At 47.8% G+C, this 12,164-nt stretch carries 8 protein-coding genes and 1 riboswitch; of the genes, 7 read left to right on the top strand and 1 reads right to left on the bottom strand.

Annotated elements, in window-relative coordinates; all coding sequences use genetic code 11:
* Nucleotides 1–107: 107 nt before the first annotated feature.
* Entirely contained in the window at nt 108–755 is a 648-nt protein-coding gene (locus C161_RS03070; protein WP_036614070.1) for a DedA family protein, read from the bottom strand.
* 240 nt (nt 756–995) lie between these two features.
* Between C161_RS03070 and C161_RS03065 the strand changes: the two genes are divergently transcribed.
* The 7 genes from C161_RS03065 (at nt 996) to C161_RS03035 (ending at nt 11,477) form a co-directional block, all read left to right on the top strand.
* Entirely contained in the window at nt 996–2,297 is a 1,302-nt protein-coding gene (locus C161_RS03065; protein WP_036668204.1) for a polysaccharide deacetylase, read from the top strand.
* Between the two features lie 102 nt (nt 2,298–2,399).
* Nucleotides 2,400–3,389: an AAA family ATPase gene (locus tag C161_RS03060; protein ID WP_036668202.1), complete on the top strand. Its 990-nt coding sequence runs from the start codon at nt 2,400–2,402 to the stop codon at nt 3,387–3,389.
* Nucleotides 3,386–4,651: a DUF58 domain-containing protein gene (locus tag C161_RS03055; protein WP_036668201.1), complete on the top strand. Its 1,266-nt coding sequence runs from the start codon at nt 3,386–3,388 to the stop codon at nt 4,649–4,651. Before C161_RS03060 ends, C161_RS03055 begins: the two co-directional genes overlap by 4 nt.
* Nucleotides 4,638–7,001 carry a DUF4129 domain-containing transglutaminase family protein gene (locus tag C161_RS03050; RefSeq protein WP_036668200.1) on the top strand — a complete coding sequence of 788 codons (2,364 nt, stop codon included), beginning with the start codon at nt 4,638–4,640 and terminating at the stop codon, nt 6,999–7,001. The genes C161_RS03055 and C161_RS03050 overlap by 14 nt, the downstream gene beginning before the upstream one ends.
* A gap of 389 nt (nt 7,002–7,390) precedes the next feature.
* A complete protein-coding gene (guaA, locus tag C161_RS03045; protein ID WP_036668199.1) occupies nt 7,391–8,929 on the top strand; it encodes a glutamine-hydrolyzing GMP synthase in 1,539 nt (512 codons plus the stop codon).
* A 245-nt stretch (nt 8,930–9,174) separates the two neighbouring features.
* The gene (locus C161_RS03040) at nt 9,175–9,426 is read left to right on the top strand and encodes a hypothetical protein (RefSeq protein ID WP_036668198.1); all 252 of its coding nucleotides are present in this window, start codon (nt 9,175–9,177) and stop codon (nt 9,424–9,426) included.
* A 403-nt stretch (nt 9,427–9,829) separates the two neighbouring features.
* A riboswitch (purine riboswitch) is annotated at nt 9,830–9,929 on the top strand.
* 171 nt (nt 9,930–10,100) lie between these two features.
* Nucleotides 10,101–11,477 carry an NCS2 family permease gene (locus C161_RS03035; protein ID WP_036668197.1) on the top strand — a complete coding sequence of 459 codons (1,377 nt, stop codon included), beginning with the start codon at nt 10,101–10,103 and terminating at the stop codon, nt 11,475–11,477.
* Nucleotides 11,478–12,164: the final 687 nt, after the last annotated feature.

Here is a 12,164-nt window from a genome sequence, read left to right as displayed (position 1 = left end):
TTTTCAAGTTAGTATGACCTGGATGAATTCGGATTATCACAAAAAAAAGGAGCTGCGATTATTCGCAACTCCTTGCCTGCTTATTATAGATGGACTTTTGTCCGAATTTACTTTTGTCTTTGTCGAACAGGGGCTGGCTTGGATACGGTGGATCTTGCTGCCCATGCTTTGCGGTAACGATAGAACACGGCTACGATAAGCAATAGGCCGATTCCTCCCACGATATATGCTGCATATTGATGAGCCAGATGGAATACGGCGTTCCACTGAGGGCCAAATATTTTGCCAATGCCCAGAAACAATACAACCCAGAACAGTGCGCCTGAATAGGCGTAGAGAGCGAATTTGCGAAAGGGAACAGCGGCTATGCCCGCGAAATACCCGGTGAAATGCCTTACACCCGGAATGAAATAACCGATGAAGATTAAGGCATTACCATACTTGGCGAACCACTTTTGCGTTTTATCGAGCTTGTCCTGCTTCATCAGAAACCATTTTCCGTATCGTGTTATAAAGGGCAGTCCTGCTTTGGCTCCAATAAAATAAGTGATGGTCATGCCAATCGTTGTTCCCAGAAAAGCCAGTATGGTGAGGATTCCGAAGTCCAGATGCCCCTTGTAGGAGAGAAACCCTGCGTAAGCCATCGTTGTTTCACCAGGAAAGGGAAGTGCGATGAATTCAAGCAACAAGCCAAAAAACAATACGCTGTATCCGTAGGACCCAAACAGATGTTGGATCTTCTCAAGCAATTCCAATAGATTTCACTCTCCTGAATACGGGGTGGGAGCATGAATACTCTCCAAGGTGTTTTAATGTGTTCTGCCTGTTCATTATGCTACCTAATCTGAAGCGAAGAATCAATCAGGCTACATAGCAAATTGTGAAAAAATATTAAACAAAATCACGTCTTTTTTCAATGTAGCCTCCATATAATTCTAACAAATCTGCTGAAGTCTATCAGCAAATTACTAGAGACGGTGGAGGTCGATTCGTAAATGGTACAGAGACCGGAATTGAGAATCAAGGAAAATGGGGGAAACTCTGCAACAACCATACATATGTTTTTATCTGGACAATGGCATGTCATTCTCATGCGGATTGCGATATTGTTATGTGCATTTGCTGTATATGCAGGCACGGCTTATGCATCTGCTGCTTCCGGCTCAGGTGATCCAATCCCGGAAGATAAGAATACTCAAGACAAGGTAGTTTATCTGAGTTTTGACGATGGACCGGGGAACCATACCCGTGAAGTATTGGATATTTTGCGTAAGGAGAAGGTTTTGGCTACATTTTTTGTACTGGGTGAGCAGGCAGAACGTTATCCCGAGTTAATCCGGGGGCTTGTGGAGGATGGACATGCTTTGGGCAATCATACGTTTAATCATCAATACGAACAGCTGTACAGTGATTTTAAAGTGTTCTGGAAACAGATCAAGCAGACAGAGGAAGTGCTGGAGCGTATTACCGGGTTCCGTCCGAATCTGGTGCGAGCACCAGGCGGTACTTACGGGCATTTTGACCAGAGTTATTTTGATTTGCTCCAACTGGGTGGATACACCGTCATGGACTGGAACGTCGACAGTGGGGATTCCAAGCGTAGAGGTGTTCCGGCCAAAGAGATCCTCAGCAATTCGACCAAAGTACCTGCGGGAGCACGTTCGGTCATTGTCCTGATGCATGACGGTGGTGCACATGCTGAAACGGTAAAAGCACTTCCGGGTATTATCAAATATTATCGTGATCATGGATATCGTTTTGACACCATAAAGAGTACGGATCAACCAGTTCAATTCCGTGTACATCCAGATGGTAAGTATAAGGCCCGCAAGGCGCCAGGAAAGGCCTGGATCGCAGAGCATGTAGAAGCGAACGCGACGTTATGGCTTCCAAGCAAGAAGCTGAAGGTAGAGGTGGGCTTGGCTGCAGCTACCTTGCAACCGGGCGAGTTCCGCATGGAGGGGCAGCGAATCATGGTGCCATTGCGTACTTTCATGAAAAAATTCGGGGGCAGCACTCGCTGGGACTCTGAAACAAGGACGGCCATAGCAGTATGGAAGGAAAGAACGATTCATGCAGACAGTGTGAGTGGAACACTGACTACAACCGGGGCAATTGAAACGGGAGCAGTACAGAGTCAAGGTGGAACCATCTGGGTTCCGTTACGTGAGCTACTGGAGCAGATGGGGTTGAGGGTGAATTCCTTAACCAGTAATGAAGCAGAGTGGACGGTAAAGGCGGGCACTTCCAGATCTATTTCGGCAATGAACAACATATTTAAGTATAAAATGATCTGAAGAAAGTCATTCTTGCAGGACTATTCTCTCTACTTCCGGGCAACACTGAATCATAGATTACTATGGTTCAGGAATGCTGATGAACGGAAGGAGATCAGAGAAATGTCTTATATCCGAATGGAACATGAACATGCTGTTGAATTGTTAAACAGGGTCATGAAGCGTGTTGAGAGTGTGATTATTGGCAAAAAAACAGAGATTCGTTATGTCCTTACCGCAATGCTCAGTGGAGGTCATGTACTTCTGGAAGATGTGCCGGGTACCGGGAAAACGATGCTGGTTCGTGCCGTTGCTTCTGCACTGGACTGCTCCATGGGCCGGATTCAATTCACGTCCGATGTCATGCCGGCAGATGTTACGGGCACTTCAATCTATCATCCACATACAGCTGAATTCAAGTTTCGGCCCGGACCCGTCATGTCCAACGTTGTCCTGGCTGATGAAATAAATCGCGCTTCACCACGCACTCAGTCTGCCCTGCTGGAGGCAATGGAGGAACGACGTATTACGGTTGATGGCACAACCTATGCCTTGCCACGCCCGTTCTTTCTGCTGGCGACACAGAACCCGTTACAGTTCGAAGGTACGTACCGTCTGCCTGAAGCGCAGCTGGATCGATTTATCATGAGAATTGGACTGGGGTATCCCGATCCGGAACAGGAATTGGAATTGTTAACCCGCATGCAAGGTAGAGAAGCGATTGATGAACTTCGCCCTGTCCTGCTTGCTGAAGAGGTCGTAGCCATGCAGCGTGAAGTCAAACAGGTACATGTTGATCCGGTCGTCAAACAGTATCTGGTGGCCGTTGCTGTAGCCTCTCGCAGCCTTCCGGCGGTCAGATTGGGCATCAGTCCGCGTGGAACACTGGCCTGGATGGCTGCGGCGCAGTCATTTGCCTATCTTCAAGGGCGCAGTTATGTCATTCCGGATGATGTGAAAGAGGTAGCTGTGCCTGTCCTTTCCCACCGTATTCAATTGAAGGCCCAGAACAGAGCGGAGGTTTGGGGGCAAGTGCATGTCATTGAAGAAGCATTGTCATCGGTCCCGGTACCTGTACAGATGGCATCACAGGGAAGGGGACGGAGGCAATGACTGCGCTGGGACAACGGATTGTGAGTGCTGTCTTGGTGGTGGCTTTTGCTTCCTTGTATCAGTGGCATGGGGGCAAAGCGGCGTTGTTTCTATCCGTTATAGCTTTCTTGATGTTCACAGGAGGTCTGCTTCTCCATTGGTTCGGACCACGGCGTATTCACATCCGTCGGAAAATACACACGAACCGGATTGAGGCAGGCGAGCAGGTACGGGTTCTAGTCGAACTGGAATTCAATTGCCGTATTCCATTGTTATGGATCGTTCTGTGTGAGAACACACCTGCAGGTGTTCATCGCAAATTGATTTTCCCGGGAACACGGCGACAATTTTCCTATCAATATGAATGTTCCGGGTTACGCAGAGGAGTCTACAGATGGGATACGGGCAGATTGTACTGGGGTGATATGTTTGGCTGGAATACCCTCTCCGCAGAGACTGCGGGAGGTACCCCCTTGATTGTTGTTCCTCAAGCAACAGCTTGGGGGAAGGGTGATTCGGTAGAATTCGCAGCGATGATCGAAGGGACTCTGTCAGAGCGAAGAAATAGCCAGGGTAACCGTAGCCCTGAGTTCCGTGAATATCAGCAGGGTGACCCACTGGGACGAGTTCATTGGAAAAGTACAGCCAAAACGGGAAAACTTCAGACCTTTCTGCCTGATACCACGGATCTGGCTTCGCTCGGCATCCTTGTGTATGAAGGCGCGTCGGGTTATGACGTAAAACAACGGGAGAACATGGATGCACCTGCTTTTGAACGAGTGGTTCGTGCAGCTGCCCGCTGGATTCATACCGCTGAACGGGATGACATTCCTTATCATCTGTGGATGGAAGGCGGCGATAAGAACTATGATGCACAAGATCAATGGAAACATGGGCCGTTCCATGCAGATGATGAGAATCATGGACTGGACAAGTTAGCGGGGGCACGAATATCCAAAGCACAATCAGGCTCTGTTTCGCTTCGAACGGAGATGCTGGATGGACTAACGAGCGGGTCGCGAATTGTGGTTCTCACAGGTAAGTTGGATCAGGTTCTGGCCGAATGGATCATAACTGCAATCGGGTCGGGTTATCGTGTAGAGGTGCAATTGACTGAAGCAAACCAGGACCAATTAGGATCAACGGATAGATTGATGAATGGATTGGGATATGACAGCTTAAGTTTGGAGCGGCTTCGTCACAGCGGGGTGCCGATCCACGCGGTTACAGACGTTGCGTTATCTTCATTGGGAAAGGTGGAGGTAACGGATGTGGGAGCGTAATGGTAACCAGCAACCCAATTCCACTGTGGCCGACTTAGAGTCAACGGACCGTACGAGAATAGAATCGGCCTATTCCGTCTATAAAGCTGTGAACCAGAATTCTGTGACGGACATAAAGGATGAGGGATATGTTAGCGTACCTGTCCTGTACAAAATTTTTATTTCGGCCATTTTACTTATACTGTCTCTGGAGTGGATATATCCGGTTACATCATCAGATCAGCAGGGCAGTGAACGGTTCTTGTCCGTAATGGCGGGATTAACGGGAGCATTGTTGCTTGCGGGGTTGATTCGTACAGGATGGATCACCGGAGTACTGATCCGATTATTCATTGCAGTCGCTGCTTTATGTCTGATGTACGGAGGAAGTGATCCTGTCCGTTGGGCCGTCGCGTATCCGGGAATATTTTCAGCGGATATGGACACGTTTATAAATAACTGGCGATTCCACTCGATTAGTACAGAAACGAGAGGTTTGTTCATGATGTGCGGCTGGAGCATGCTCATGGCTTCTGTGCAATCCCTTGTATTGTTACGTCGAAGCGTTATGCTGTTTGGCAGTGCAACACTGCTCTATTTGCTTTTGCTTGAATCCTTTGCGGGGCTGGATGTGTATGCTTCTGTAATAAGGTCTGTCCTATGGACTTTTCTTATTCAGGCTCTGCTCCAGCTACTACGTCTCAATGGAGGAGTCACGACTCCGAGTTATCGCGGCAGCCCCTATGGCCGTTGGAGTGCAGTAACTATCGTTGCTTCCGCAGGTATGGTGTTTCTCTCAGCGTTACCTGGCCAGTTTGCTTCCATTCCTCAACCGGAACGCATATCTTTGGAGCAGATGGGTGAACGCCTAGCTCGCTGGGCAGGTTATACACAGCACAGTAGTATCCCTGCTGCAACGGCAGTCACGGGATATAGCACAGCGGACGCGCCTATGGGAGCACCGTTGGTGCAGGGCAACTCCATCTTTTTTATAGCAAAGAGTCCAAAAGTGACGTATTGGCGAGGGGAGACCCGTTCATATTATAACGGTAGTACTTGGAGTGACCCGGGTCAAAGCTTCGAAACGGCAAGTCCATCCGGAATGCTGCGTGCTGATGGTTGGGAGAATCCAACCTATTGGAGTCGCATTCGCCAAACTGTCATGATGCAGCGAGAGTGGAAAGGACCAAATCCTCTCTTTACCGGGGGCATACCGGTTAACGTATCGTTCCAGGATAAGAACAAGGATAATCAGGAAAACATGTTTTCTTTGCTGTCTAATCGCGATTCGGCAACATTGTGGCTCGCGAGCTCCGGAAACGATAAGATAGTTAAACATTATTCGGCAGACGTCATGGTTCCTGTCGCAACACCTGAACAGTTACGTCTTCTTGAGGAAACGAATAAAGGGAAAGATCCGGCAGCCATTCGGAGGGATTATCTGCAATTGCCTGCATCACTCCCTGGTCGAGTGAAGACGCTTGCCAAGGAAATCATTCAAGGCATTGAGACCCGGTATGACGCTGTGCAGGCCGTCAAGACTTATCTGGCTGCTCATGCCGAGTATACATTGGATACCCGTATGCCACCGCGTGGAACAGATTTTGTGGATGATTTTCTATTCGTCACCCGGCAGGGGTATTGCAATCATTTCTCCACAGCCATGATTGTGTTGCTGCGTGCAGAGGGCATCCCCGCACGCTGGGTTAAAGGTTTTGGCCCCGGAGTTGCTGACCCGGATGTGCCCAGTCAGTATGTGATTTCACAGGGAGATGCACATTCCTGGGTAGAGGTATATTTTCTGGGTGCAGGCTGGATGCCGTTTGAGGCCACGCCAGGCTTCACCATGGCGCAAGGCGCGGGCGAAGGTGTCGCAGCACTCGCCGGGCCGCAGCCTGTTGCGGAGAATCCGCCGTATATGAGCGGCGGATTGGGTTACGCGGGCGCATGGTTGCTCGCCCGCGCACGGGCCATTGCCGCGGAGCCATGGCTCGCGGCAGCCCTTGTGGCAGCGGCCCTGCTGGGCCCTGCTGCTCTGGTCCGCATGCGGCGGCTACGCCCCGCGCTGCGGATAGGGCTGCTGCTGGCGTGGCCACGCAGCAGCTTTCCAGACCGCGAGCGGCTGCTGCGCGCCGCCGCTCCGGTCTGGGCCGCGCTCGCGCGCCGGTACGGCCCGCGGCCGCCGGGTATGACGCTGCGTGAATATGCAGCGTCACCGGCTTTGGCCACAGGCGCGGACGGCGCGGACATCGCGCGGTTTGCAGCCGACTGGGAACGGCTGCTGTACGGTCCAGACCGTCCGCTGCGCGCGGACAGTCTGAACTTCCTGCGCCGGGCACTTCGTTTGGCCCGGCGGTTGCAGGCGTTGTAACACAAGGATGTCACAACGTTACACCAAAGATGCGAAGCAGCTGCCATACAGTCGCTATCGCTTTCCAATAGAGCTTGGCCACTTGTGGGTAGCTTGCGGGCAGATGAAGATCGCCATTGCTGGCGCACTGTTTTTAAACGCAACGTTTGGTTCATCGCTGCATGCCATACATAAGACGCCTTTCGCGCTGCGCTGCGAACGAGGCGTCTTTCCACGATCATACACTTGAACCAGCATCTTGCTGCCAAGCTTTTCTGTTCGAAATTTCATATTTAGAGGCATTTGGTAATCCTGTTTTGAGATGTCGAAAAAAGGAGTTTCGCCTTTCCTTGACGGTATGTTTTGTCGTTGCGTATAATTAGTTTCATTGAATTGAGGGAGGCACGGTTATGAATAAACAGAATGAAATTGTAGTTGTCCTTGACTTCGGGGGTCAATACAATCAGTTAATCGCCAGAAGAATCCGGGATCTTGGCGTATACAGCGAGCTTTTGCCGTATAATACACCGGCGGAAAAGATCGCAGAAATAGCACCAAAAGGGATCGTATTTTCGGGTGGTCCGTCCAGCGTATACGCTGAGAATGCTCCACACGTGGACCCAGGTGTCTATGACCTGGGCTTGCCAATCTTCGGTATCTGCTACGGAATGCAGCTTATGGCCCAGCAGCTCGAAGGTAAAGTAGAACGTTCCGAGAAGCGAGAGTACGGTAAAGCAGATCTTGAGTTTGCCGCTGGATCTACATTGGCAAAAGGCATTGAAGGCGAACATACGGTATGGATGAGTCACGGTGACCACGTGGTTACACTTCCTCCAGGTTTCAAACTGGATGCAGGTACGGAAAGTGCGCCAATCGCTGCCATGAGCGATGATGAGCGTAAATTGTATGCTGTTCAGTTCCATCCGGAAGTACGTCACTCTGTTCGCGGTAACGACATGATTCGTAACTTCCTGTTCGAAGTTTGTGGTTGCGAAGGCAACTGGACGATGGAGACATTCATCGATGACACGATCAAAGACATTCGTGAAAAAGTTGGCGACAGTAAAGTACTGTGTGCGCTTAGCGGCGGTGTAGATTCTTCCGTTGTAGCTGCATTGCTTCACAAAGCCATTGGTGATCAACTGACATGTATGTTTATCGACCACGGTCTGCTGCGCAAAGGCGAAGCAGAAAGTGTAATGGAGACGTTTGTCGGCAAATTCGACATGAAAGTTGTTAAAATTGATGCTCAGGAGCGCTTTATGTCCAAACTGGCTGGCGTGGATGATCCAGAACAAAAACGTAAAATCATCGGTAACGAGTTTATTTACGTATTTGACGAAGAGTCCAAGCAGTTCGATGACTTTGCATTCCTGGCACAAGGTACACTGTACACGGACATCGTAGAAAGTGGTACAGCGACTGCACAGACCATCAAATCCCACCACAACGTGGGCGGTCTGCCTGAGGACATGAACTTCAAACTGATCGAGCCACTGAGCACGTTGTTCAAGGATGAAGTACGTAAAGTCGGTACCGAGTGTGGCTTGCCGGACGAAATTGTACACCGTCAGCCGTTCCCTGGTCCGGGTCTTGCGATCCGTGTTCTTGGTGAGGTTACCGAAGAGAAACTTACCATCGTTCGTGATTCCGACTACATCCTGCGTGAAGAGATTGCCAAAGCCGGTCTCGACCGCGAAATCTGGCAGTACTTCACAGCCCTACCTAACATGAAGAGTGTTGGCGTTATGGGTGATGCGCGTACGTATTCCTACACTGTAGGTATCCGTGCTGTAACATCCATCGACGGTATGACTGCGGACTGGGCACGTATCCCTTGGGATGTGCTGGAGAAAATCTCCGTACGGATCGTTAACGAAGTTGATAACGTAAACCGTATCGTCTATGACGTAACTTCCAAACCACCTGCAACAATCGAGTGGGAATAGGGTATAGACTCTTAACGATAGATTATAAAAAATGCTCTTTTATCTGCGGTATTTCGCAAATAAAAGGGCGTTTTTTTATTAAGAAGAATATTGTGATCAAATTTTTGTAGGGCTACTTTTTTTACAAGTAATAAACTTTCAAAATTAATCCCATTTTAAAGTTGACTTCATGATCCTTTCAGGTCGGGCCTGTACAATAAGTACATACTAAGAGCTATATGGCTACTGAAAGGAGAATTGAATGTATGCGTAAAACCGACTATATGAGCAAATGGAAGATGGGCATTGGAAGTGCGTTTCTGATGGTGATGCTTGCAGGATGCGGTTCAGGAATGCAAGATCTGGCTTCCGGTTCGGGGGAGTTTCCATTTGTGAACTTAGAGGCAGCGGATGCTTCTTCCGATCAGTCCAGTAACCAGGAGTTATCCTCTGACTCAACAACAAACACAAATCAGGAACAACAAGATATACAGGATACTCCGCAGACAGAGATTTAATTAACATAGGACTGATCCGGTAAAAAGTAGTTCCGGCGTATGTCGCAAGTTGCTCCATATACCTAATGAGTTTAAGTCTTCGGAATACGAGATATCGTTATTCCTTGATCATCATTCACCTGATTGCTAAAACGCATCAGAAATATAAGCTAACCTGATTAGAGCGCTTCTCGCCTTTGGATCAGGTTAGCTTTTTTATGTTATCCTGCGGAACTTTCGCCATGAAAGAATGGACATATTCCATTGAGATCTCATCGAAAAAAGCGTATTCATTTGGGTTGTAAACCGCTGAACTGGTTCAATTTGTTAAATAATACGAACGATATTATAAAAGGGTGATATTAATATTCGTTTTTCTCATTGACAAAAACATACTGCCCTCCTAAAATAGTGATGGGAAACAAACAAATAGCGCATACTTATTCGTATAATCCTGGGGATTGGCCCGGGAGTCTCTACGAGATCACCCTAATGATCTGGCTACGAAGAGGAGAAGGCTAAGCACATGAATTCTACATGATTGCGGGGACATCACGCACATTAGAATTTTTTTTGTTCTTAGTAAAGGCATCATGCCACTCCTTGTCAGCTGAACCCTGGGTGAAGAATCTTCATCAGGGTCATTTGTCGTTTTTCAATATGGCTTCAACATCTCTAAGGGGGAGTTAGTAATTATGGATCGTTTCTTTAAATTAAAAGAAAACGGAACAAACGTTAGAACGGAGATTGTTGCGGGTCTCACTACGTTTATGACAATGGCTTACATTCTTTTTGTAAATACGTTGTTCTTGGGACAAGCCGGTGCGGGGATGTCGGATAATGCAGTATTCTTTGCAACAGCCGTCGGCGCCGGATTAATGACTATTATTATGGGATTGTTCGTGAATATTCCGATCGCACTTGCACCAGGTATGGGGCTGAATGCGTACTTCATGACTGTCGTTCTAAGTTCGAATGGAGCGATTACTTGGCAAGCAGCTCTCGGAGCGGTATTCCTTTCCGGTATTGTGTTCATTATTTTGACCGTGACGAAGATTCGTCAAATGCTGCTTGTTGCAGTTCCGCAGTCAATCAAAATGGCCATTACGGTGGGTATCGGTCTCTTTATTACCATTATTGGTTTCAAACTTGCTAATCTCGTGGCTGTAACAGTTAATGTTGCACCAGACGCAGATCTGAGTCAGCCGATTCCGGGTAGCAGTTTTAACTTGTCATTGGGCAACTTTGTAACACATCACGATGCGTTGCTGGCCCTGATTGGTTTGCTCCTTATTGCTATTCTGATGGTTATGCGCGTCAAAGGCGCTCTGCTGATCGGGATCGTAGCAACAACGCTGATTGGTATTCCGATGGAAGTTACGAATCTGAGTGGTCTTTCAGGCGCAAGCTGGTTGCCTAACTTCAGTGATCTGGCGGTTGGACAGCTGGATTTGAAAGGTGCCATCAGTCTCGGATTGTTCGAGATCATCTTCATCTTTACCTTCGTTGAATTGTTCGACACGTTTGGTACGATGGTAGGTACTGCAACGCGTATGGGGATTATGAAGGATAAGAAAAAAGGCGAGAAAACGATCGGTAAAGCGATGCTCGTCGATGCAGTTGGTGTCAGCGCAGGTGCTGCACTGGGTACAAGTACCATTACGGCATACGTTGAAAGTGCTTCAGGTGTTGAGGCAGGTGGACGTACAGGACTGACTTCGGTAACGACAGGTTTGTTGTTCATTTTGGCCCTGTTTATCGCACCGCTTGCGCTGGTTGTTCCATCCGCTGCGACGGCTCCGGCATTGATCATCGTGGGTGTGCTTATGATGAGTCAAGTGCGCAGCATTGAGTGGGATGATTTCCTGCAAGCTTTCCCTGCATTCCTTACCATTGTATTGATGCCTTTCACAGGTGGAATCGCAAACGGGATCTCCGCAGGTATCGTATCTTATGTGATTCTGGCGGTGTTCAGTAACTTGGTTACAGAGCGTAAAGTGAAAATCCACTGGCTTATGTGGATCTTGGCGCTCATTGTAGTTTGCAGATACGTATTTATTGGCGGGGAGTAAGCGTACATTAGTTTTAATGAAGGTACGGAGATAAGTTTGTTACCTTATATATGAGAAAGAAGCGGAAGCCACGGGATTAGACCCGGAGCTTTCGCTTTTTTTTTGTATTCTTTTCTTGAGCAAAATGAATTTCAAAAATGTTTTCCTTCTATATAGAAGGAATGAGTATAATGTTCTATGATCTGTTGGTTGTTTATCCAATGAAATCATCGGTTAATAAGTTCTATAACGCGATGAGTCTATACTGTATACAACTTGATTTCTCTATAATTGGATTAGGAATCATATGAAAAACCTTTTTGCGTATGTGAGTTAATTACTCCGATCATTAAAGTTAGTGCGCAGATGTATCATTTAGCTGGTTATAAGGAGATACTTGTTAAAAGGTCTACAGGGTACTCATTGTATAAGAATTTAATGTTTATCTAAAAAAGACTTGCGTTCCATAACTGTACATGGTATATTCTATTTCCGGCCAAAAAAACACGAGATAACGGTGCGGCAAGCGATTGAAATAAGCTTCGAAAGAAACTTAAAAAAAGAGCTTGCAAAGTTGGTTCGGACATGATATTATATAAGAGTTGCTGAAGAGAACGACATTCGGTAATGAAATAAGTTTGATCTTTGAAAACTGAACAACGAGTGAGTAAACATTCTGCTTGCAGAATGAACGCGAAAGTTTGAGAC

The organism is Paenibacillus sp. FSL R5-192 (assembly GCF_000517845.1).
Classification (GTDB): Bacteria; Bacillota; Bacilli; order Paenibacillales; family Paenibacillaceae; genus Paenibacillus; species Paenibacillus amylolyticus.
Note: the sequence above shows the minus strand (reverse complement) of the source record. Positions and strands in the feature narration are given on the sequence as shown.

Excerpts from the sequence above, each read along its gene's own strand:
- C161_RS03050 (WP_036668200.1), top strand. The coding sequence starts at position 4,638 with ATGTGGGAGCGTAATGGTAACCAGCAACCCAATTCCACTGTGGCCGAC.
- C161_RS03065 (WP_036668204.1), top strand. The coding sequence starts at position 996 with ATGGTACAGAGACCGGAATTGAGAATCAAGGAAAATGGGGGAAACTCT.
- guaA (WP_036668199.1), top strand. The coding sequence starts at position 7,391 with ATGAATAAACAGAATGAAATTGTAGTTGTCCTTGACTTCGGGGGTCAA.
- C161_RS03055 (WP_036668201.1), top strand. The coding sequence starts at position 3,386 with ATGACTGCGCTGGGACAACGGATTGTGAGTGCTGTCTTGGTGGTGGCT.
- C161_RS03040 (WP_036668198.1), top strand. The coding sequence starts at position 9,175 with ATGCGTAAAACCGACTATATGAGCAAATGGAAGATGGGCATTGGAAGT.
- C161_RS03035 (WP_036668197.1), top strand. The coding sequence starts at position 10,101 with ATGGATCGTTTCTTTAAATTAAAAGAAAACGGAACAAACGTTAGAACG.
- C161_RS03060 (WP_036668202.1), top strand. The coding sequence starts at position 2,400 with ATGTCTTATATCCGAATGGAACATGAACATGCTGTTGAATTGTTAAAC.